At 42.2% G+C, this 22,462-nt stretch carries 23 protein-coding genes and 2 pseudogenes; 14 read left to right on the top strand and 11 right to left on the bottom strand.

The genetic code is table 11. The annotated features are described in order from the left end of the window. Window positions 1-470: 470 nt before the first annotated feature. Window positions 471-1,373, bottom strand: a complete 903-nt coding sequence (modA, locus tag V7K32_RS15450) for a molybdate ABC transporter substrate-binding protein (protein ID WP_334994645.1) — start codon at window positions 1,371-1,373, stop codon at window positions 471-473. Between the two features lie 458 nt (window positions 1,374-1,831). Here modA (V7K32_RS15450) and V7K32_RS28795 point away from each other — a divergent pair, with 458 nt between their 5' ends. The 3 genes from V7K32_RS28795 to V7K32_RS15435 all read left to right on the top strand — a co-directional run bounded on the left by V7K32_RS28795 (window position 1,832) and on the right by V7K32_RS15435 (window position 3,977). Further along, the gene (locus V7K32_RS28795) at window positions 1,832-1,942 is read left to right on the top strand and encodes an IS4/Tn5 family transposase DNA-binding protein (protein WP_442938750.1); all 111 of its coding nucleotides are present in this window, start codon (window positions 1,832-1,834) and stop codon (window positions 1,940-1,942) included. 500 nt (window positions 1,943-2,442) lie between these two features. After that, the gene (gene modA / locus V7K32_RS15440) at window positions 2,443-3,381 is read left to right on the top strand and encodes a molybdate ABC transporter substrate-binding protein (protein ID WP_334994641.1); all 939 of its coding nucleotides are present in this window, start codon (window positions 2,443-2,445) and stop codon (window positions 3,379-3,381) included. Between the two features lie 386 nt (window positions 3,382-3,767). Then, complete coding sequence (locus V7K32_RS15435; RefSeq protein ID WP_094352220.1) at window positions 3,768-3,977, top strand: TOBE domain-containing protein; 210 nt, start codon at window positions 3,768-3,770, stop codon at window positions 3,975-3,977. 65 nt (window positions 3,978-4,042) lie between these two features. On the opposite strand, the gene V7K32_RS15430 is transcribed toward V7K32_RS15435, so the two are convergent. Further along, window positions 4,043-4,801, bottom strand: coding sequence for a HesA/MoeB/ThiF family protein (locus V7K32_RS15430; RefSeq protein ID WP_334994639.1), 759 nt, complete (start codon window positions 4,799-4,801; stop codon window positions 4,043-4,045). 454 nt (window positions 4,802-5,255) lie between these two features. On the opposite strand from V7K32_RS15430, the pseudogene V7K32_RS15425 reads away from it, so the two are divergent. Next, window positions 5,256-5,411: pseudogene (locus V7K32_RS15425) on the top strand (substrate-binding domain-containing protein); the annotation flags it as partial. 426 nt (window positions 5,412-5,837) lie between these two features. Here V7K32_RS15425 and V7K32_RS15420 read toward each other — a convergent pair. Next, a complete protein-coding gene (locus V7K32_RS15420) occupies window positions 5,838-7,001 on the bottom strand; it encodes an iron uptake porin (RefSeq protein ID WP_334994637.1) in 1,164 nt (387 codons plus the stop codon). 271 nt (window positions 7,002-7,272) lie between these two features. Here V7K32_RS15420 and modA (V7K32_RS15415) point away from each other — a divergent pair, with 271 nt between their 5' ends. Then, a complete protein-coding gene (modA, locus tag V7K32_RS15415) occupies window positions 7,273-8,088 on the top strand; it encodes a molybdate ABC transporter substrate-binding protein (protein ID WP_334994635.1) in 816 nt (271 codons plus the stop codon). Window positions 8,089-8,228: 140 nt separating this feature from the next. After that, a complete protein-coding gene (gene modB / locus V7K32_RS15410) occupies window positions 8,229-10,058 on the top strand; it encodes a molybdate ABC transporter permease subunit (protein ID WP_334994633.1) in 1,830 nt (609 codons plus the stop codon). Window positions 10,059-10,238: 180 nt separating this feature from the next. Here modB and V7K32_RS15405 read toward each other — a convergent pair whose 3' ends face one another. The 5 genes from V7K32_RS15405 to nifH form a co-directional block, all read right to left on the bottom strand. After that, window positions 10,239-10,601: a hypothetical protein gene (locus V7K32_RS15405; protein WP_334994631.1), complete on the bottom strand. Its 363-nt coding sequence runs from the start codon at window positions 10,599-10,601 to the stop codon at window positions 10,239-10,241. Window positions 10,602-10,725: 124 nt separating this feature from the next. Beyond that, complete coding sequence (locus V7K32_RS15400; protein WP_334994630.1) at window positions 10,726-11,094, bottom strand: hypothetical protein; 369 nt, start codon at window positions 11,092-11,094, stop codon at window positions 10,726-10,728. A 47-nt stretch (window positions 11,095-11,141) separates the two neighbouring features. Then, window positions 11,142-12,452, bottom strand: coding sequence for a nitrogenase iron-molybdenum cofactor biosynthesis protein NifN (gene nifN / locus V7K32_RS15395; protein WP_334994628.1), 1,311 nt, complete (start codon window positions 12,450-12,452; stop codon window positions 11,142-11,144). Then, window positions 12,452-13,903 carry a nitrogenase iron-molybdenum cofactor biosynthesis protein NifE gene (gene nifE / locus V7K32_RS15390; protein ID WP_334994626.1) on the bottom strand — a complete coding sequence of 484 codons (1,452 nt, stop codon included), beginning with the start codon at window positions 13,901-13,903 and terminating at the stop codon, window positions 12,452-12,454. The genes nifN and nifE overlap by 1 nt, the downstream gene beginning before the upstream one ends. A 383-nt stretch (window positions 13,904-14,286) precedes the next feature. Continuing rightward, complete coding sequence (nifH, locus tag V7K32_RS15385; protein ID WP_334994624.1) at window positions 14,287-15,243, bottom strand: nitrogenase iron protein; 957 nt, start codon at window positions 15,241-15,243, stop codon at window positions 14,287-14,289. Between nifH and V7K32_RS15380 the strand changes: the two genes are divergently transcribed. After that, a complete protein-coding gene (locus V7K32_RS15380; protein WP_334994622.1) occupies window positions 15,242-15,373 on the top strand; it encodes a hypothetical protein in 132 nt (43 codons plus the stop codon). The genes nifH and V7K32_RS15380 overlap by 2 nt on opposite strands. A 387-nt stretch (window positions 15,374-15,760) precedes the next feature. Here the strand turns inward: V7K32_RS15380 and V7K32_RS15375 are convergent, their stop codons facing one another. Continuing rightward, window positions 15,761-16,894 carry a substrate-binding domain-containing protein gene (locus V7K32_RS15375; RefSeq protein WP_334994620.1) on the bottom strand — a complete coding sequence of 378 codons (1,134 nt, stop codon included), beginning with the start codon at window positions 16,892-16,894 and terminating at the stop codon, window positions 15,761-15,763. Between the two features lie 559 nt (window positions 16,895-17,453). Between V7K32_RS15375 and V7K32_RS15370 the strand changes: the two genes are divergently transcribed. Next, complete coding sequence (locus tag V7K32_RS15370; RefSeq protein ID WP_334994618.1) at window positions 17,454-17,810, top strand: hypothetical protein; 357 nt, start codon at window positions 17,454-17,456, stop codon at window positions 17,808-17,810. 106 nt (window positions 17,811-17,916) lie between these two features. Then, a complete protein-coding gene (locus V7K32_RS15365) occupies window positions 17,917-18,291 on the top strand; it encodes a hypothetical protein (protein ID WP_334994616.1) in 375 nt (124 codons plus the stop codon). Window positions 18,292-18,344: 53 nt separating this feature from the next. Here the strand turns inward: V7K32_RS15365 and V7K32_RS15360 are convergent, their stop codons facing one another. Together V7K32_RS15360 and V7K32_RS15355 are read right to left on the bottom strand one after the other, a co-directional pair. After that, the gene (locus tag V7K32_RS15360; protein ID WP_334994614.1) at window positions 18,345-19,205 is read right to left on the bottom strand and encodes a hypothetical protein; all 861 of its coding nucleotides are present in this window, start codon (window positions 19,203-19,205) and stop codon (window positions 18,345-18,347) included. A gap of 145 nt (window positions 19,206-19,350) precedes the next feature. Beyond that, entirely contained in the window at window positions 19,351-19,803 is a 453-nt protein-coding gene (locus tag V7K32_RS15355; RefSeq protein ID WP_334994612.1) for a helix-turn-helix domain-containing protein, read from the bottom strand. A 20-nt stretch (window positions 19,804-19,823) separates the two neighbouring features. Here V7K32_RS15355 and V7K32_RS15350 point away from each other — a divergent pair, with 20 nt between their 5' ends. The 5 genes and pseudogenes from V7K32_RS15350 to V7K32_RS28790 all read left to right on the top strand — a co-directional run. After that, entirely contained in the window at window positions 19,824-20,627 is an 804-nt protein-coding gene (locus tag V7K32_RS15350) for a hypothetical protein (RefSeq protein ID WP_334994610.1), read from the top strand. 69 nt (window positions 20,628-20,696) lie between these two features. Then, window positions 20,697-21,023: a hypothetical protein gene (locus V7K32_RS15345; RefSeq protein ID WP_334994608.1), complete on the top strand. Its 327-nt coding sequence runs from the start codon at window positions 20,697-20,699 to the stop codon at window positions 21,021-21,023. After that, window positions 21,016-21,219, top strand: a complete 204-nt coding sequence (locus V7K32_RS15340; RefSeq protein ID WP_334994606.1) for a hypothetical protein — start codon at window positions 21,016-21,018, stop codon at window positions 21,217-21,219. The genes V7K32_RS15345 and V7K32_RS15340 overlap by 8 nt, the downstream gene beginning before the upstream one ends. A 25-nt stretch (window positions 21,220-21,244) precedes the next feature. Next, window positions 21,245-21,634 carry a hypothetical protein gene (locus tag V7K32_RS15335; protein WP_334994604.1) on the top strand — a complete coding sequence of 130 codons (390 nt, stop codon included), beginning with the start codon at window positions 21,245-21,247 and terminating at the stop codon, window positions 21,632-21,634. A 667-nt stretch (window positions 21,635-22,301) separates the two neighbouring features. Further along, window positions 22,302-22,394: pseudogene (locus V7K32_RS28790) on the top strand (reverse transcriptase N-terminal domain-containing protein); the annotation flags it as partial. Window positions 22,395-22,462 lie beyond the last annotated feature (68 nt).

Here is a 22,462-nt window from a genome sequence, read left to right as displayed (position 1 = left end):
CTAATGCATCGGGGGGATTAAGGCTGACGGTGTAGGTTTTTTATTTGGGCATGAGTGGGCACTCTCAAACAGAGTTCTAAACGTGGTTCAAATAACGAAACTTCGTTTTTGGGTGGGAAATCAGAAATTAAAATTTGAGTTCTCAACCAACGTAAAAACCCTATTTCAGCCACATTTTTTAAATACCTACACCTGTGAGGGGGATTAAGGGGGGTAATTCGACTTGTGTGTACACCGTAGCCCCGTGAACGGGGAGGGGGGATTTTGTCGCTAGACAAAAGCGGGGTGGGGTTCCGAGGACTTAATTGGTAATTGAGTAGGCTTGATATAACCTCATTGCGAAGGTTTCACGTTAAGTTGACACGTATGGGCAGTGCCGTGCCCCTGCTACTGGTGAACCAACCAGAGCCCCTGCCCCTGCTACTGCTGAACCAACGTTCAATTTTGATTGAGAATACAGCCAAAAACCTTTAATCCACTGCTGGTTTAGCTTTGGCTTTTGCCTTTACCTTTCGCTTCATCATAAGGCCGACTATACCTACTGCTATTGAGCCACCAGTAGTCATAGGTTCGGGGATAGTAGAGAATCCAGAACTCTGAAACACGGGTGACGCTTGAGAGCTGCTCAGAAAGGAGTTGAAGTCCCTAGCTGCGTCTAGGTTTTGAGTTTGTCTGAGTACAGCAGAGCCATAAAAAATCGGAGAGTAAAGGTTGATAGGCGGAGTGTATGCAATTTTGACTTTATCAAGTGCTGTTAGAGCGTCTGTGGTGTAAACAACGCCCGCATCTATACTATCATTAGTGGCGCTTGACACTTTATCTAATACATCACGCACATTCGAGCCGAAGACAAGTTGGGGTTGGATTAGCCCCGATATCCCGGAATTGGTAAATAATTCCTGGGCGAATACTCCTGCTGGAACAACACTAGGATCACCAATAGCCACTTGACGCACTTTTAATAGGTCTTGAACGTTTGATATAGATATGGTTGAATTTATCGGCGTGATTATAGCCAAGGTGTTCTTTAGTACGTTTTGCCTGGTTCCTTCTATTAGTTTGCCGGCATTTTCCAGAGTATCTAACGGTGCTTGGGATACTGAGAAGAAGATATCTACTGGATTTGGATTTGTTCCCGCTAGGATTTGATTAGCGAGAGTACCAGAAGCCCCGAAGGTATTGGTAAAGGTGACGTCGGGGTTGCTTTGCCGGTAAAGTGCCTCAACCTGGGGTAGGGTGTCGGTCAAGCTGGCAGCAGCATAGATGTTAATCGGACCACTAAATGTGGCAGCTTGTGCTGGTTTAGCTTGGATTATACCAAAACCCAAAGCAATGCTAGCAGTTGCTAGTGCTAATTTGTACCTTTTATTCATGAAATAGTTCCGTATATTTAATGTGCGAGTTACTACAATTTTTGAAATTCCAAATTTTGCACCCAGTTTGAAGGTTTGCTTTTCACTCCATCCAGAAGATAGGGTAAGAAGAAGTCATAGCTGGTAAGCAATCTTTGTTAGTTATGTATTTAAACCTACTTTAATGTCCAATCAATTACAACTAGTTTGAAAGCATCTTTATATAAAAAATACAGTCATCTATGTACTTATACTGCCATAAAACCGCTTCAAGTACCAAGAAAGTAGGTTAATGCATCTGTACTATAGAGAAAATTTTGTATAAAGTTATTTTAAAAATATAATTTTTCTATTTAAAGAAGTATAAGCATCTGACTTTTGACGGCAACTGTTCAAAAGCAATCTCTCAAACGGATTCTATATCAAGTATATTCACTGATAGTACAGTAGGGAAAATTGGGTGTTCAAGGAAACAAACAATGTCGCACTGGTGGTCAAAAAATTTTGCTTTGTCTCAACTGGGCGATCGCAGACTAAATCGACGCCATAAGCAGCTGCACCTCTCGTTGCTGCCACACAAGCAGGAATAGTTGAGATAAAGTCTTTTTAGAATACAAAATACCCTCCAGTAAATTCATTGGAGGGCTATCTATAATATTTGACGAATTTTTACTATCTACAGGTTGCGTTCCGCTCCACCCAACCTACCTCTACGTCTAATGCACTATTTTGCGTAGACAGTTCACTACGTGCATTTCAAAAATCAAATACTAGTCCTATATAACCAAGGATTGTAAGTAACAAAGTCAACATTTGTCTATATAACCGACTTTCCGCACTTCATCGTGTAATATGCGTAGATTTCCCATAGGTGGAAAAAAATGGTTAAATCAACAACATAAATCGCCAATGGTATTCAATATTAATACTTAATAATTTGAACATTATTAGGAATTTTTATTGAAAAGATAGATAATACATTTTGAAGTGCGGAATGTGGGATATAAAGTAATTGACGTTTTTCCAACTTAATTGGTAATGTGAGCTTTGAGGATAAAATACCCAAAAACTTGAAGATTTTAGCGAACAGATGAAAAAATATTTTTTGACAGGTTCTTTGGCAGCTTGTGCCTTTAGTGTTCTGACACCAAATCAAGCTTTTGCAGCTAATCTCAACTTATATGGAGCAGGTAGTTTAAGAAATGCACTAACGGAAATCAGCCAAGACTTCACCCAAGAAACAGGAATAGGAACGAATACAGTATTTGGGCCATCAGGGATTAGAGAGCAAGCAATAGAAACAGAACTCCAACTGGGACAGCCTACTGCTGATGTCTTTGCTAGTGCAGATATTGGAAATCCCCAAAAACTCTACATTAAGGGGTTGAGCAGTCAGCCAGTGGAATTTACTCAAAACCAGATTGTAGCGGTGTTTTCCTCAAAGTATTCTCAGGCACAAATTACACCAAATCAGGTGTTAGATTACTTACTAAATCCCAACATCAAGTTGGGAATTGCAACACCTATATTAGATCCTCTTGGAGACTACACTCAACAGATATTTACTCAAGCTAATTCAAAAAACCCTGGTAGTTTTGATACCCTCAATAGTAAAGCCTTGCAATTAACAGGTGGAACGAATTCCCCAATAGTCCCATCAGGACAAGACAGCTTAGTGTATTTTCTAGACAACACTCAGCAAGCAGATGTTTTCTTAAGTTACTATACTGGCGCGATCGCATCGCAAAAAATTGATCCGAGCCTGCAAGTAGTTGGGCTACCAGATTATTTGTCTGTTGCAGCACCATTCGGTTTAACAGTTATCAAAAATGCTGACCCGAATGCACAGAAACTAGCAGATTATATTTTGTCAGAGAAAGGACAGCAAATTTTGCATAAGTATGGCTTTATTAGCCCCACTAAATCAGTACCCGAACCCAACTATGTTTGGGGACTATTACTAGCTGCAGCTATGGGTTTAGCACTCAAGAGAAAATTGGCAGAGCCAAAGCAAAATATACAAGTTTAAAATCTTGGATAAACTGAATCAAAATTGCAGCGATCGGAAAATGATTGTTGGCAGCGGCAATCATTTGTATAGTCCTTACTACGAGTGAATCATTCTAGAAAAATGAATAATAATTAGCTTATGTACCAATAATTATCAGAATGCACCAAAATAATTAAGTAGACACATTACTAAAAACAGTTTTGAATGAATGTTCTGCCAAGCTTTAACTGTCCATTTTACTATTCCCCTATCAACTTTTTCAGCATTTTCTAATACCAGTATGATATCTAAGTTCTTCTGTAAGGGAGAAGATAACATCTCACTAAATGAGGATAATCCAACAATCTGATAATTGTTACTATTACCTAGTTCAGAATTATCTTATAACTAGGGAAGATCAAAATATGGAAGTTAGCGCTCGTAATTCCTTAAAAGGAACTATTAAGAAAATTCACCCAGGAGCAGTCAACTCTGAGGTCATATTAGAAATTGTGCCTGGGGTGGAAGTAACTGCAATTATTACCAAGGAGTCGGTAGAGCATCTCCAACTTCAAGAGGGAAAACAAGCGATCGCTGTGATTAAAGCCTCAGATGTCATAATTGCTACAGAATAGCTCGAAGTGAGCAGATAAGTTGTGGCGATCCGCTTATAGAGCGATCGCTACGATTATCCAACTATTTACGAATTTTCCGAGCAAGAACTGCTACCACACACCAGACATGAAGGATCGCGATAAGAATGTCGTTTGGCAAATTCCATTCGCATTAAGTCGATTGTCAGCAGTTGTGATAGTAGGGGTTGACTAAACTTAGTAATCAGCTTTATTACCTCTAATGCACTAAGACAAGCTAATGTCCCAGAAACAGCACCGAGAACCGCGAACCCACGCTGATCCCAATCCGGTTTTTCTAGAAACAAGCATGATAGACAAGGAGTGACGCCAGGAATAATGGTTGTCAGGTAAGCTTCCATTCCGTCCATTGCAGCTTCTACCATTGGTTTTTGCCAGCGCACGCAAGCCTCATTGAGCAAGTTCCGTTCTGTGAAATTGTGGGCACAATCAACAGCTATATCAGCAGATTGCACTAAAGAGTCTACATTCTCTTTTGTAACGTAATCATGAACTGCTTCCACCCGAATATCAGGATTAATAGCTTGAAGAGTTTCTCTGGCTTTGAATACTCTTGGCTTACCTACCCAATCATTTGTCATCAAAACCTGACGATTCATATCATCCAGCCGTAAGTCACCACCCCGAACTAGAATTAGCCGCCCAACACCTGCTACTGCCAAATAAAGTGCTGATGTACCGCCTAATCCCCCTACACCTGTAACCAAAACCGTTGCAGACTTCAAGCGCTTTTGTCCTGCTTCTCCAAAATTGGGAAGCATCATTTGGCGGTGATAGCGTTCTAACTCACTGGGTGTTAAGTTCATCGCTTTTTAATTCTTTATCAGTCGTAAAATTTACCACCTAGTTGGTAGCAAGTATTGTACTTGTCTATACACTTTTCTGATTTGGTACCTGTAAAGTTGGTATTTATTCCAGGCACTATTAAAAGAGCTATGTGCAAATATAGCGATGTCTACGACGGGCTATGACGCTCTCTACGAGACGCTAAAAGCGTAGCTTGCAACTCTTACAGAGTACGCGGACTCGCTAACGCAACTCTTGGAGACGCTGCGCGAACGCTATCGGCGTCGCAAATCTGGTGCTGCTCCCTCTGCGGAGATGTCATGATAGTCCTTTATTCGATCATCCCTGCTCAAAGAGCAGCACCGATCTATTACTGCCAGTTTGCTCTTTGTCCTGGGTTGAATGCCCAATGAAATAAACCCCGCAGCAAGGCTGTGGGGTCTTTTAGGTATTATTTGCTTTCTAGTGGGGTATACAGGAATGGCTGATGCAAGAATCAGTACGGCATCTATAACTGCTGCCTTTGGGTTGAGATTTATCCCCCTTCATAGTGCGCGATATGACTTGATAATTCTCAAAGAATACTTGGAACAATTACTAGTACAGCAGTTTATTACTATCTTGGGACATCTAGAAAATATATGAATTTTTACTATTAATATAGAAAATATACGCTAATAATTTACTAAATAATTTGTTTGGTATTTACATATTTTTAAACCAACTTATTTGGTAATAGAAGTAATACAAAGTAGTTAGTTCAATTAACCACTTTTCAGACTGTTATTTGACACACGCAAGATAAGTTATTGGTGCTACTTCATCTTTTTTGAGGTGTTGTCATTCCAATTCGATTAAGTACCCTTCTCCTGTCGGAGACGCTACGCGAACAGGATCTTGCTACATTTCAGAACAATATTTGGGTAAAAATTCATATTTCCTTCTGCAACGGCAGTCTCTACAATTCGGGAAGGCATTCTATTAACAAGTCGGCAAAGCCACCTAGCAGACTGTCTCCCTGTTGTAACGACTGCCGTCTTTTTAATGCAAAATTATCTAGAATCGGAATGTAGTACGAACAACTCCTGTATAGATAGTGTCATTATTGCTGTTCTGTTCTGGGTTAAATATCACAATCAAGCCTGGTGTAATTGAGATATTGTTATTCACTTGGTAGCGATATAGTCCTTCTAAATGGAAAGATGTATCGCTATCTTCACGACGATTACTAGTAGGAGTGAGAACAGCAGGGCCAAAGTCATTACTTGTCACCTTGGGTGGTTGACCAAAGATTAAACCTCCCAAGTTGCCCTTTTTGCCTAAATCCGGGAAAGCTAAAGTGACCGCCCAGTTCCAGATATCTGCCTTATCACCTCTATTAACATTTGCACCAGAACTAACCTCTGCGATCGCTTGAGTATACCCAACCCAACCAGAAAGTACCAATTGGGGGTTAAAACGATAGCTGGTTTCTATCCCATAATGATTGGCTGAAGTGGCAACACCAGCACAAAATGGGGTATTAGCGAAAACACTACCGTAAGCCCCTGAAACGGAAACATCATTATTACTACCAGTAAAGTAAGAGTGTGCATAGCTCAAAGCAAGAGTTAAGTTTTGGTTGGGCTGGAATGCTAATTGAGCTAAAGCACCATAACTACCATCAAATAGCCCTGCACCAGCACTAGGATCGTTAGCTCTTCTAGCAAGATAACCCCCAGATAAAGTAATCGCGTCGCTCAATTTAAAGATGGCGCTGACCCCTGAACCTGTATTACTAGCAGAACCTGTGTTACTGGCGCGGTAAATAGGGGAGAATCGACCAAACCGCGAAAGAGATCCAATTGGGGTTGAGGACAGTAAAGGGTTAATAGTGTTGAAGTTGTCGTAGAACTCCCCACCAATAGCATCAACAATGACATTGATTTTGTCACCTACCGGGAAGCGATAATATAATTTGCCTAGTACAATGGTGTTGTCGTTGTTACCGTCCCACGATACACGGGTCATGTTTGTACCTGTGACTGCCCCACTAAAGGCTATAGTGTTGTTCGCTTCTAAACGGGTAAATAACTGGTCTTTGCCGGTAAAACTACTAATTAGATTCAAGCGGATGCGATCGCTGAAAATCGCATTGTCCTGAAGCCTTCGTCCACCCGATGCTGTATACTCGTTAGCTCTTGCAGCCTCTCTAGCTGAATTATGTAAAAAACCAGACATTAACCTCACACCCCAAATACTATTAGACCAACTTAATTGCTAAATTTGTTGGTACTAAAAAACACCCGATGCACTATTATTACCAGGTTTTCATATTTTTACCATATAAGTTGGTAAATATCTGGCAAAATTTTAGTCAGTATCGGCACAGTTATTGATAACAGTCAGTCCTGAGTAGTAATCTGTAATTTTTTACCAATTTTTTTGGCTTCTAGCTTACTACGTTGGTAAATTATGAATTAATTAAGAAAAAACGCTTGAGAGGCTGCAAATGATTAATAAACGCATCTTGACTTTTGTGAGTTGGGTATTTATCTCGTTTTTACTAATCGTCGGCTGTAGTCAAACGACTACATCTAACCCATCCTCAACTGCTAGCCCAGCAGCCCAAACAGCAAATTTGACGATATCAGCAGCTGCTAGCCTCAGAGATGCAATGGACGAAATCAAACCTCTCTACAGTAAGGAAAAGCCAAATGTTACTCTGAGCTACAACTTTGGTTCATCGGGCGCTTTGCAACAACAGATTGAACAAGGTGCAGGAGTTGACGTTTTTATCTCAGCTGCAAGTAAACAGATAGATGCTTTACAGAAAAAAGGTTTGTTAGTTGATGGGACTCGCAAGGACTTACTGAAAAATCAATTGGTGTTGATAGTACCGCAAAATTCCACAACTGTGGCTGATTTCAAAGACTTAACTTCATCACGCATTAAGAAAATTGCTCTAGGCGAACCTAAAAGTGTCCCCGCTGGACAATACGCTCAACAAGTCTTAACTTCATTAAAAATTCTTGACCAAATTAAAAGCAAAGCCGTCTATGCCAAAGACGTTCGTCAAGCTCTCAATTACGTAGAATCAGGCAATGCTGATGCTGGGATCGTCTACCTCTCAGATGCCAAAAGTACGCCAAAAGTCAAAATTGTAGCAACTGCATCTGAAAAAACCCATTCTCCCATCGTTTATCCCATCACGGTTCTCAAAAACAGTAAAAATGTCGATGCCGCTAAGGATTTTGTGCAGTTTTTATCGGGCAATGAAGCCAAAACTGTGTTTGAAAAACAGGGATTTGCTGTAGCTGGTAATTAAACCAATTCGTAATTCGTAATGACGCATTATCAATTACGAATTACGCATTATCAATTACGAATTATTTTGACAAGGCTGGTTGAGGATTCAACGCACTACTCAAACCAGCCCTAATAAGCACCGTTCTTATCCACAAAACTATGCCACTGGATTTATCGCCCCTCTGGATATCACTTAAAACTTCATTACTTGCAACATTCATTACCTTCTTCCTTGGCATTTGGGCTGCCTACTGGATGCTGGGATATCGCGGCAAAGGTAAATCCTTGATTGAGGGTGTCTTTGTTGCTCCTCTGATTTTACCCCCCACAGTTGTCGGCTTTTTACTGCTGCTATTTTTTGGTAAAAATGGCCCTGTAGGTAAACTCATGGAGCCTTTAGACTTCAGCATCGTTTTTACCTGGTATGGTGCAGCGATCGCAGCTACAATTGTTTCCTTCCCATTAATGTATAAAACTGCATTGGGAGCGTTTGAACAGATTGACACTAATCTCTTGCGGGTAGCCAGAACTCTTGGTGCAACAGAAATGGCAATCTTTTGGCGCATCAGTCTACCTCTAGCACTGCCCGGAATTGTAGCGGCTACAACTCTCGCCTTTGCCCGTGCTTTGGGTGAATTCGGTGCCACGTTGATGCTGGCGGGCAATATCCCAGGACAAACGCAAACGATTCCAATGGCAATATATTTTGCTGTGGAAGCGGGAGCAATGGACGAAGCTTGGTTTTGGGCGATCGCTATTATGGTAATTTCTCTATCTGGAATTATTGCAGTCAGCTATTGGCAGGAAGTTAGAGAGAAGAGGGGACAAGGGGGACGAGGGGAACAAGGGGGACGAGGGGGACAGGGGAGACAAGGGAGACAAGGGAGTGAATCGTTTTCATTGTCTGTACCTGACTCCGCAGTAGGACTATTTGTGGATATTGAAAAACGACTGCCGAGTTTTCATCTCAAAGTGTCCTTTAACACCAATGAACAACCCTTGGGATTGTTGGGGGGTTCTGGAGCAGGTAAGAGCATGATTTTGCGCTGCATTGCCGGCATAGAAACGCCCAATCGTGGGCGTATAGTCTTAAATGGCAGAGTCCTGTTTGACTCAGAACAACGAATAAATCTGCCAAGCCGCGATCGCCGCATCGGTTTTTTAGTGCAGAACTATGCCCTCTTCCCACACATGAGTGTGGCGCAAAATATTGCTTTCGGCTTACCCAAAGGATTATCTGCTCTTAATATCAGGGCGCTCTTAGAAGAACAGCTAATAGCCATGCAGTTAGAGGGATTAGGCTCACGCTATCCGCACCAATTATCTGGAGGTCAACAACAAAGGGTAGCTTTAGCCAGAGCATTGGCAAGCCAGCCAGAAGCATTGCTACTGGATGAGCCGTTTTCCGCACTCGATACCCACTTGCGTAGTCAACTAGAACAGCAAATGACAGAAACTCTAGCTCATTACCAAGGCGTAACTCTATTTGTTACCCATAATATGGAAGAAGCTTACCAGATTTGCCCTAGCTTATTGGCATTAGAACATGGTTTAGCAGTGCATTATGGCTCCAAATACGATATTTTTGAACATCCCACCAATGTAGGTGTCGCCCAATTAACCGGGTGCAAGAACTTCTCTCGTGTTGTTTTTGAATCATCAAATCAGGTGCAAGCAGTTGATTGGGGTTGTAGCCTCCAAGTAATTGAACCCATCAACAGCGAATTATCCCACGTTGGCATTCGCGCTCATCAAATCATATTTACCAACGACTCATCACAAGTGAATACCTTTCCCTGCTGGCTAGCACAGACAGTTGAAACACCTCACCGGATGACGTTATTTTTAAAACTACATTCTGCTAGTAATAGTCACCAGGATTACCATCTGCAAGCAGAAGTCTTCAAGGAAAAATGGGCAACCATAAAAGACGAACCTTTTCCTTGGTATGTGCGTTTAGATCCTCTGCGCTTAATTTTGATGGAATAGTGAGCTAAACCATATCTAGTTTGCATATCTCAAATTTTTATAATTTTTGTGGAATGGGCCGAAAAGCACACCCTAATTATGCAATTTAAATGTGGAATAGCTTATAAGGGGTAAGCACTAAAAAAAGTGAAATACTACTGCCTTGATTAATACCAAATTTTTGCCTATTCACCTGTTTGACTAGGCTTCATCATCTGATGTTTCTTCAATCTTGATTTCCCAAGGTTCTCCTTTATAATCTGGTGAAAAAAGGTGAATTTTGGCTTTGTTGGAAAACTGATTCAGCTTTTTGATGAACTGGGGAATAGCATCAACTATATGCAGATAACTTTCTATGTCATAGCAGATAATGAGTAACATCAGAGGACTAGTATTTATCTTGAAATACCAGTGACAATTTGATAGTAAAACTCGCATAATTGGGCCGCAGGCTTGATAAAATCGCCTGCAAGTAGCTTCTTCTAGTTGCCTGTAGAATAACTCGTTAAGTATAGGTGATCCAGTTGGAGGCAAATCATCTGCGGGAAGGGGGGATTTATTCATAGCAAATAACTAGGAATTGGGAATTATTAGTCAAAAAAAACAATGCTCCTGAGTGTTTTCATCACGCCATCTTTGAATAGATGGCGCAACAAGCACTTTTGTAGTTGCACCCAAAGTCGGGAAATCATAGTAAATGTTCTTGTTTTTGTGTTGCAAGCCATTGCAGTTCTAACCACAAACGCGGATCTGTCTGCTTTACCTTCGACATCGGATCTCGCAGCAGATGTGTAGCATTTAGGCAGACAACCTCAACTAATCCTGCATATTCTGCGACTTCTCTGAGTATAGATATCTGGGCTTTGACAGCAGCAATCAGATTGTCAGGGCAATAAATTGTGAAGTATGGGAGAAAGTGAACACGAGGTCTTCCCCAATAAGACTCGATGAGTTTAAGATGACAGTGTTTTAGCAATTCCTCGACTTGTGGGAAAGAATGAGCAATAACCGTTTTGAATTCTTTGACTAGCTCTTGTTCATACCAACTTGTATTCATAGTTATAACTTTCATGCTGAAAGTAGCAATTGGGAATTTTGATCTGTTTAATGCTTAACCTTTATCTCCTGCTCTAAAAACAGGTTGCCAATATCAAATAAAAGTTGCATAGTACCTCGATAGCCAACTTTGGTAAACTGACCATGATCTAAACGGTCAAAAATGGGAATACCTTGACGGTAGAGAGGAATTTTTAAGCGTTGAGCGATCGCTACTCCATGAGAGTTGGTAATTAGTAAATCAGACCCAACCGCCAATTGTTCAAAGTCTTCCAAATCGCCGATAGTAACGCTCTTGATCGGCAGTTTTTCTAGTAGAGGAAAGCGTGTTGTTGTCACCGCTGAGTGAATCTCAACTCCTAGCGATCGCAAAAAAGCAACTGTTGACCAAAGTAAATCTGGTTCCAGCGCCAAAGAAACTCGCTTGCACCCAAAGTAAAAGTGATTCTCCAACATTACATGTTGTAGCTGACGGCGTTGACGGCGGTATTTTTCCGGTACGCTAACACCACTGATATCCGCCAATGCTTGCAGAAATTTATCTACTGCTGCTAGTCCCGTCAGTTCACCAAATACCTCATAAGGTATATTGAATCTCTGCTCCAAAATTTGTGCCCCAGCCCGCATACTATCACCTAGCGCCAAAGTGAATACAGAACTGCCAATTGATCGCAACTGTGCCAATGTAGTGCCATTAGCTGTAATGGCACTAGAAGAATCTTCTATATGACCATCTAGTGAGCCAGAAAGGTCAGGTACAACAATAGGTACAAGTCCAAAAGAGGTAACAATCTCTTTGATTTCCTGTACATCCCCTGGTGTGAAGGCAGAACTCGCCAAAATAGTGATTTGTCTGGCACAAGCATCTTTCTTAGAGCTTTTTTGGGGAATTTCCCTGACTATACTCTCAACTGCACCAGCAAAGCCATCCTGTAATGTACCTTTGAAATCTGGTGTAGAGACAAGCACAATTGGTAAATAATCCAGTTCTGGGTGACGGTGGCGAATCTCTTTGACAAAGCGTCCCATATCATCACCTCTGGTTTCCACAAGTCCAGTGCTACAAAGACCGATAATTTCTGGTTTGGATCTCTGCACCAAAGTTAAGATTGCTTGTTCAACTCTTTCCTCGCCACCCAAAATGGTTGCAACTTCAGTCATCGCCGTACTGGAAAGGGGAATCGCCTGACGGAAATGCTCTACTAATACTGCCTTAGTCAAAGCAGTACAGCCTTGAGAACCGTGTAATAAAGGCATTATTCCCTTCAACCCCAAAAAGGCTAAAACTGCACCTACAGTTTGGCTTTGCTTCAAGGGATTAACTGCAACTGATGTACTCGTAACGCTAATAATCGCCATTAGATTTCCTCCTCTTGAGAAGATAAGGGGGATGAGGAAGTAATTTCTCCCTCATCTCCCACTGCTCCCCCATCTCCCTCATCTCCCTCCCACGGGGCTGGCTGGTATACTTGTTCCCACACAGGATTGTAAAAAGCGGCATACAATTCTCGTGCTACCTCTAAGATTCCCATATAGCCTGCATAGGCATGGTTGCGTTCTTGATTAATGTCTAGAAAGGGAATCCTAGCTGTGAGAGAAGTGTCTTGATGGCGTTTATCAGCAATTAACATATCAGCTTGATTTTCGTTAATTATCTGTAGGATTTCTTGAGAACTATTTTGTTCTAGAATGATGCCATCTTGATCCAGCAAACTTTTGACTCTAATTTTATCCTCCTCAGGATTATTCTTAGTAAGAATAGCAATAACTTCCATCCCCAATTTTTTAGCAGCAAAGATAATCAACCAACTCTTGAAACTTCCAATAGAAAGGATAACGCGCTTACCTTGTAATCGGGTAATATACAGAGCAAGTTTTTCATCTATTGCAGCAGTTTCTTCTACAATTAGCTTTTCTGTACGTTCCTGCAAATCAGAACCGCCTAACTTTGCCGCAATATTCCTTAAACATTGATTGATTGACTCTACACCATAGATAGACTCTTCAATATAGGGAATGCCATATTTTTTCTCCATGCTTTTTGCCATGTTGATTAGTGCTTTAGAGGAGAGAATCACGTTAAGTTTGGCGCGATGGGCATAGCAAACTTCTTTGTAGACAGCATCGCCTGTAATTTTTGCCAAAACTCTGATACCTAATTTCTCCAATAACGGTAGAACATTCCATATTGCACCTGCGATGTTATGTTCACCAATTAGGTTGATGTCGTTAGGTGTACTATTCTCTGGTTCAGCTGTTCCAATAACGTGTTCTAGCAACGCTTCACCAGCAACACGGTTGCCCAAATTTTGATTCCCAATAAAGCCAGGACAATGTACAGGGATAGTGGGTATTCCTGTTTTCTCGGTGGCATTTTTACAAACTCCCTCGATGTCATCCCCAATCAAGGCAGTGATGCAAGTGGAGTAAACAAATACTGCCGCAGGTTTGTAGCGTCTTGTTAATTCTAAAATGCCTTTGTACAGCTTTTTGGCTCCACCGAAGATGATATCGTTCTCATCTATGTCGCTGGTAAAACGTATTTTGTACAGCATTGAACCAGAGGAGAGACTGCTATAACTTCCCCAAATACTGGCAGCACAGCCACTTGGCCCGTGAACTACATGAGCAGCATCGGTGATTGGTACTAAGGTAATCATTGCACTATCAAAAGCGCAACTCCCTTGAGTAGTTCCAGGTTGAGGTAATTGTGTGGAGGACTTTTTTTTATGCAGTTTCTGCTGCTGACGAGCATCTTCGGAATTGGAGTCACTGAGTGAATCGTTGATTTTTCCTGATGTGGGATTCATTTGTTTGGTGACAATAGGTAGAAGTTATTAGGTGTTAAGTGAATTTCAAAAGGCTTTGATATGATTTCCATTTATTAACCGTGTATCTAAAGGATGGAATAAAAGGGAATGAGAAAAATAGTTTCCCATTCCCTAAAACATAACCACCAACTAGGTTAGAGAAGGAGAAAACAAAAACATGAAGTAGACTATTAAGGTATTAATGTTGCTGTCTAGACCTTAATAGATTAGTGTTAGCACGGTGAATTGGAAACAAACATAAGTTAAGATCGGCTATTGGATTACCTCCATTTTAAAAGATTCATGAAAGGGTGGGCTATTTTTGCCCACCTGATATTTACTCTGTATTTAGCACCGGAGTCTGAACAAGAAACTTACTTCTTCTAGCTACCGGAAACTATTTCTACGTTTCCTTTTTTGACTGCTTCTAGTGCTTCGCCTTGAACGTCTTCTAGCTTCTTAGCAGCATCTGCTTGGCTAATCATTTTTGCAGCATTTTCTTCACTTTCAAGGATACCGAATTCAATCAACAAATCTTCTAGCTCGTCCATCTCGATGGGTGTGGGAACTGTAAGGTTTGTATTGCCGATAATCTTGTCCGCTAATGTGCGGTATTCATTAGCTTGGTTGCTGTCAGGCGCATACTCGTTCACCGTCATCCGGCGCAATTCGGCGTGTTGCACGATATTGTCACGCGGGACGAAGTGAATCATGTGGGTATTCAATCTGGCTGCCAGGGTGCTAATCAGTTCATCTTCCCGGTCAGTTTGACGGCTGTTACAAATCAGACCACCCAAACGCACGCCACCAGTGTGAGCATACTTGAGAACGCCACGAGCGATGTTGTTAGCTGCAAACATCGCCATCATTTCACCGGAAGTAACGATGTAGATTTCTTGGGCTTTACCTTCACGAATTGGCATAGCGAAACCACCGCACACAACGTCGCCCAATACGTCGTAGGATACGAAATCTACGTCTGCGTAAGCGCCGTTTTCTTCGAGGAAGTTGATGGCGGTGATGATACCACGACCGGCGCAACCTACACCAGGTTCTGGCCCGCCTGATTCTACGCATCTGATATCTCGGAAGCCAGTGATTACCACTTCTTCAAGTTCGATATCTTCCACAGCACCCCGTTCAGCAGCTAAGTGCAACACGGTGGTTTGGGCTTTACAGTGCAGAATCAATCGGGTAGAGTCAGCTTTGGGGTCGCAACCCACAATCAAGATGCGTTGACCCTTTTCTGCCATAGAAGCAAGGGTATTTTGGGAGGTAGTAGATTTACCGATACCGCCTTTACCGTAGAAAGCAATTTGTCTAATTTTGCCGTCGGACATGATGATTAATCCTGTAATTGTTTGTTTGCTGAGTCTGTCGGTTTATCAGGCATTGGTACTGTGTGCCTACCGGAAGCGTTGGCACTTTGTGCCTACCGGAGGTACTCGCGCTGTAAAATTACAGCAGTGACCTGATGTAGAACGTCGTTGGAGGTGCTCGTTCTACAGCAAAAAGAGTCCGAAGAAAGAACATATTCAAGTTGTGGTCAGTTTTCGTTGGTCATTAGTCATTGTTTTTTCTGACTAATGGCTAGAGCAATAAGACATCACTCAAGGAATATTGCTTGTATTACCATCCGCTCACTCAAATGATTTCTCTAGCGGTAGTAATACCAATTGGAAAAAAGAAAGCTACAGATTCCAAGCCGGAAACTCAAATTGAAATCCGAATTACGAATTGAGCATTATCAGTTGTTGTAATCACAAAGAAGGTTGCTCATACCTCTTAGTGGTTGCAGCAGGATTTAAATTTACGCCAAGTTTCCCTAAATCACACAACCAACCATTGCAATCCACTCTAAACAGTCGCTACAACTTCCCCAATTTTGCTGATATCGTAACCGCCAAGAATTTCAAATTGGGAGTGAACCATCCGATGTCCCAAAGTACTGAGCAACTGCTGTACTGGTGCTTCTTCTAAATATTCCTTAAGAATCACCAAATCATATCGTGACCGATGTAAAGGGATAAATCCCAGCCCAAAGGCGGTAGCTACAGATGCCGTACTTATACCTGCATCGGCAACTCCTCTGACTACAGCTTGAGCAACATCTTGGTGAGTTTTGAGTATATTGTCAAAGCCCTGAACAGCATCGAACGGTATCTGCTCCTTTTGGAGTGTTTGTTCCAAAAGCATCCGACTACCAGAACCGATTTCGCGGTTAACAATAGTCGCTCCCCCAGCAACTAAGTCGCTAACTGTTCTAATTCCCATTGGGTTCCCTGACTTCAACAAAAGTCCCTCCTCCCAGACACCAAGGGTAATCAGAACTGCTTCCCTTCCAGCCAGAACATCTCGAACAAAGGGAGTATTATACTCACCAGTTTCAGGATCGTACAGATGCATCCCAGCAATGTGCGCCTCACCTCTGCATAGACTGTGCAATGCAGCCATGCTGTTGGCGAAGTTATATTGGACTCGCAGTTGGGGATGCCAGCGTTCGGTGGCTCTTGCCCATAGTGAAATTACAGGGGCACAACCAGCAATCACAACGGTGTTGTGAAGTGTGTCGAGATTATCGTCCAAAAGACGGACTCGAACTTTATTTGTACCTGTTTGACTAGTGCCTTCACCATCAGCCGGAATCATATCTTGGCGAAAAGCATCCTTACCAATCAAGGGATAAGCTATCCATTGTCCGCCCACACGAGCCACACTAACTCGTAGTTGCTGACCGTTAGGAACGGGTTTGGCAAGAACTGCTTCAATTTCAGGTAAATCTCGCTCTAACCAGAATAGATCCTCTACTTGACAGCCAAGCGCTTTGGCCAAGCGAAGTGTTATGGCTACTGAGGGAGCATATAGTCCCGACTCTACACCACTAATTGTCTGACGAGTCACATTAGCGATGTTAGCCAAATCTTGTTGGCTCATGCCTAAGCGAGTTCTAATCGACTTCAAGTTATTACGGAGGTCACTATCCTGCTTCATTGGCTTTGTCTCTTAGTTTCAAAAAGCCGTAGCGGATTTAAATATTGCATCTGCCAAGGCGAAAGTCTAGTCTTTGAGTTTATATCATTTCTCTTTGACGAGTTTTTGTGCCTTCGCTGTCTTGATTCCCCATATAAAAAGACTATCACAAAAATTGCCAGTTTGCTTGCCAAGCGCAAATTATTTTTGCGGATGGTTACTTTTTACCTGCTCTTTTGGCTCAAAAGCCCCAAATTCCGATAAACAGAGCATTTGTCTAGTAAAAAATCAATACCAACTTTATTGGTAAAATGTAGCGTTTAATACAGTTTTAGAAATTGGTTTCAGCTTTGATGCTTGATAGACGAGTAATAGAAGCCGATAGAAAACATACCAACCAATTTCGCTTTTTGGGGTAAATTTTCCCCTAACTAAAATTTACCGGTTTGACTAGAGTGAATATGCACATAGCACCAGCAAAGATTGCTGTTTTAATTTTTTGCACAATTAGATATTTACCAAAGTATGCAACAGATGACATGAAATTACTGTTCTTAGTAACAAAGCAATGGAGAGAGTAATGATTACCGAAGAAGACTTAGCCCAGCAATTTAACGTAATTATTGAATACACTCACCCACGGGCATGGAAACTGTTAAGCCAATGTTATGTGAAGGTGATTAATCCTCATCCTCACTTAACAAGAGTAAATTGTATCCACTATGCAAAATACATTGGAATTTACTGCCCTGATAGACTAATGAGTGCTGTAGTAGAACAAAAAAATCTCATTAGAGAAGTAGCAGAATATCTGGGGCTAGTTGAGGTTGTTTGCTTGAATGCCAATAACTTGATGCGCGATCCCCGATCCAATCTCAAGCAAACTTATCCCCAGTTGTGGTTAGACTTGTTGTGGATTGTTACCCAAGAACAATAAACCCAGCTATTATAAGCAGATTTTTCTGCAATCTTCAATCTGCAAAAAACCTTAATTACCAATCTTCACCGCAGCTTCATTACTTTTTGAAGCTTGCCCAAACCTTATGACTCAACCATGCTTGCATCCAGATGATTTGCCTTCGCCTCAAACAATAAAGCTGAGTGAAATATTGTTTAGACAGCTTGAAGAAGTAACTAAAAAAAGCTTTTTCTTAACGTGCGACAAAATGACACGTATTTTGTTAGCGAGTTGTCATTGGTATTTCCAAATCAATAGTGGCGTTTTGACCTTGATCCTGATTTGTAATAATATGGCAAGTTATCGTCAGATCATGAAAACTGTTCCCCAATTTGCTGACAAGTTAAAACAGTTTAGCAACAGAGCTAAAATTACTGTCAGTTCTCCAGTTGACAAAGGTATCCCGTGGGTACTCAGTATAGATAATGTCTTATATGAAGGCGACTTGCCTAGTACATGATAGATAAACCAGAATTTCTTCTAGGAAAATCCTCACTTCAGCCGCATCAATCATTAAATACTCTCGCAAATCGAGAGCATCTGCTGACACTCGGCAGGCAGGTAGTTGAAGGACTTCAGATGCTGCAACCCAACAGTGTACTCACCATCCCACATTCTCACTGTACAGCTAAACTCGTTCACTGCGCTGACAATTGCCCAACACCCACCTTTGCCTCTGAGTTCGGGATTATCCTTAGCTAAAATCTGGCAGACTTCGCCAACACGATAAGGATTTGGCGCTTTTGTCCGTTCCATGATCCGTTGTACTACATCGCCTACAACTCTAGCAGATGGTACTTTACCTCCAGCTTCTTCCACTGCCGTCTGCCATACTTCCCATTGCTGTTGAGGTTCCAGCTTTGTTATCGGTCTAACCTGCCGTTCAGTCGTAGGCAAAATTTGTGTCCCAATGGGACACATTTCCCCGTTTTCAGTTTGTGTCCCATTAGGATAAATTTCCGCGTCGCTTGATTCAGTTTCAGTTTGTGTCCCATTGGGACACATTCTCATCAGGTTATCAAACACAGCCGAAGCTTCTATTAATCTATAAGGATGACGGCGTTTAAATCCAAACCTGTCCTTACAATACTCTTCAAAGGTTGAATGCGTCGAACGATATAATCTGCGATCGCGTAATTCCATCAACGCCTTACCAGCTTCAAAAACTGCTTTTTCCACACGCCGCTCTAGATGTAAGCGATCGCGCTGTTCTTCCTCTGTCAACTCTGGAACTTCAACAGCAGTAACCGTAATTGTTGCTGAACCTGGGTCTTCTTGCTGGGAGATATCCTCGTTTGCAGAGCTAGCTGCTGAAGTTGAATCGGTAGATGCGGCAGAGGTGGCTTTGTTGCGCTTACGGGGTGGTTTATTCATTTTTCCACCTCTTTTGGTTAAGTGCCATTGCTTAGAGTCGATCGCAAATCAATTCTCAAAATCGAGCTTTCATAAGAGAGATACAGCTTCATAGGAAAAATGCTTTTGACTTCTCAGCTAGCAGATGTTTGTCAAAAGCGATACACTATGATGTTTGCCCTTTCGGTTCATCCGGCACATAAGTTAACAAATCACCGGGTTGACAGCTAAGAGCTTTGCAATATTTCTCCAATGTCTCTCTCTCTAACCTCTCTGGCATCACACGAATATTTTTGTGCTTGCTGATAGTCACAGGATGCATACCTGTCATCTCGGCAAGCTCTTTATAATCAATTTCTCTATCAGCCATCAATACAGCCAAGCGCCACTTAATCGGCATTGATTCTTTTATTAATATCGGCATCTTTAACCTTACACCTCCTTGTGTTTGCCCCTTAGTAGCTGCGACTATAGCATAAATCTTATCGAAGTATATATTAGTCGATACTTTGACATCATTAGTCGTAGCGACTAATATAATAATCATAGAGACAAACAAAAGGCGACCGCTCACAGGCTGGAAAACTTCGTGCGATCGCCTTTTGAAAAACCCATACACTCGTACAGGGAATCTTAATTATGACTCACGCTATCTACACTTATCAACAGCTGCAACTGAAATCTATTGCCCGACTCAAGCAAATCTACAGCGAAATCGCCTGCACAGTTGAGGTGGCTGACAAACGCTGTAAGGATGCATGGATTACTGCGATCGCTGATTATCAGGCAAGCAAGGTTCAGAAACTCATCTCTGCTACCCCGGACGAACAAACCACAGCCCAAGCAGAACTCGACGTCACTGCCCAAGCCCAAGCCATCGCCCCCGAAGAACTGACAACCGTCGAAATCAGCTTCTACGACCACGAATTCTACGCGGGTCTTAAACTGATAGCCAGCATCACCCACGATGATGACCTAACCCAACCTTGGCTAGTCATAGTCAACGGCATAGAAAAATTCCGCGCAAACACTTGGATGAGATGCTACCGCTACATCAGTTGGCATCACCAGGATGGAACGCTAAACGAACCAGTCCCCGCCCAAACTGAAGCACCAAGCATCACTGAAAACGAAATCATGGCGCAGATTTTCAACGAGTGCGAGAAGTACGGCTTTGAAATCCTCGACGATGGCATCTACCGCGACGACATCAAACTAGGTGAAGTGGGACATACTGACGCTGGCTGGTGGTTCACACGCGCCGCAGACGCAATCCAACAGCGCATACCCTGTAACTCGGCAATGGATGCCGTGTACTGGCTGTCGATGGTGGACACGATGCCCCATGCAGAGGCGGCTGACTACGAAGAAATGCTAGACCGACCCTTTGAAATGCTGACAAATGAGGAGTGGGGACAGTTACGGCAATTAGTAACAGCCTAATTCTCACAACGGCGATCGCTATCATGTCAAGCGATCGCCCTAAACCATCCTCAACAATCATAAATCACAATGCAACCCACAATCTCAATCCCCCCACACTGGGACTACCCTCGCTTTGCTTTGTCACAGCGTACAAACCAGGGCATTATTCTGGGGCTTCAATACTACCCCAATGGTACAGAACTGGCTGAACAATTTGATGCTGGTTGGCGTTATGCCGTGATGCCTCATAAAAACTCTGATGAATTATTCCACTTTCAAGAGAATCAAATCCAACCGCTTACCCCAAAAGAATTACTTTCAGAAATCACCGCAGAAATAGAGTTTTACCAACAGCAAATCTCTATTCTACAACGACAGTTAGCTGCAATCACTGGAGGAGCAGGGAATGCCTAAGACGGTTGATTGCAGCTTCGAGCGCAGAGCCAGTCACTTGTTGCGTGTACTTCAGTTTTGCGGTGGTTGTGTTCCATTACATCGGCTTCAATTCCAATTCTCCAATTCAGTGATTCAAACCCTGTTGGATAGAGAACTGGTGCAAGTGCAGAATACTGGGCGCGGCTTTTTGTTGGAGATTGCCGAGGATTTTTAAGTTATTAATCCCAGAGGACAAAATCATGAAACTTTACGCTAAGACCATTCCACAGACATTACCTGCTTGGGCAACCACCCTTACAAAGAGTGCAGATTTATTTGAGGTTGAAATCGCCGATGAACACCCTACTTTTCAATCTCTACTTGAAGAGTTAACCACGGAAATTGAACCAGGAATCATTGGGGTTAAAGCTAAAGATTTATGTTCCAGACTCGGCTTTGATTTATCTAACCCACATCTCGACCACCTAGTTGAAATTGCCCAAAATCTGATATCCCTTATTGCTACGCACCCCGACTACGAGCAACTACTAGAAATAGGGTATCAACCAGATTTAAACATTGCTGATGCAAGCACTGCGCTGATTTATCTGCAATGGGAATTAGACCGCAATCGAGAAGATTCTGTTTAGAAAGAAAGCAGATTCCACTACAAACCACTAATTATCACACAAAAAAAACATGATTACTGAAATTAAACTAGGTTTATGCAACCCTCCAGAACCCATCTATTTGTATGGTGCGATTCGTTGATTAGTGAATCACGGTATCCAGTCCGTAAATAACTAATCCAGCCCGACAGCAGATTACTGTCACTAAAAGGCTGAACTCTTGGTTTGATGTAGGTGAAAGCCCTACCATTCAGACTCAGAATTGACTCCTTACCTGCCCACACCGAACAAGCTCGTTTCTTGTAGAGTGAAGCTCTTAACTGGGCGCAATCAGACAGCCGTTATGGGCTGACACTGGCGTTAACAGGGAGTTCCCATGATGAAATAGAGCCTAGAAAAGCAACTCAGTAGAAAGCAGGGCATAACACTAAAACCCCTGACTTCACTGGAGATAATTCCCGCCGAATATCGTATAAATAACGGCAAGAGTCAAGGGAATCCAGTAGTTGAAATGGCTACATCTAACGGAACAATCAATCAAACCGAGGGAACGAATAAAAACGAGTCAAGGGTCTTGGGGAAGTCGAACTCCAGGTAGGTAAGACGGGATACGGAAATCCTTTGATTCGGGTAGGACAGACCGTAACTGGTCTGAGGTGTTCAGAATACACAAACTCCAGAAGAGAAAATGATTAGACACAGTGTAAAAACTAGTGAATCTTGGAGAGCCTTACCGTGGAAGAAATTCCGCCGTAACCTTTTCCGCCTTCAAAAGCGCGTGTAGTGCGATTCGTTGATTAGTGAATCACGGTGTAAGTCCGTACATAGCTAATCCAACCTGGCAGCAGA

The sequence above is a fragment of the Nostoc sp. genome (genome assembly GCF_036917635.1).
In the GTDB taxonomy this organism is placed as follows: Bacteria; Cyanobacteriota; Cyanobacteriia; order Cyanobacteriales; family Nostocaceae; genus Nostoc.
This window is presented reverse-complemented; position numbering and strand designations above follow the sequence as displayed.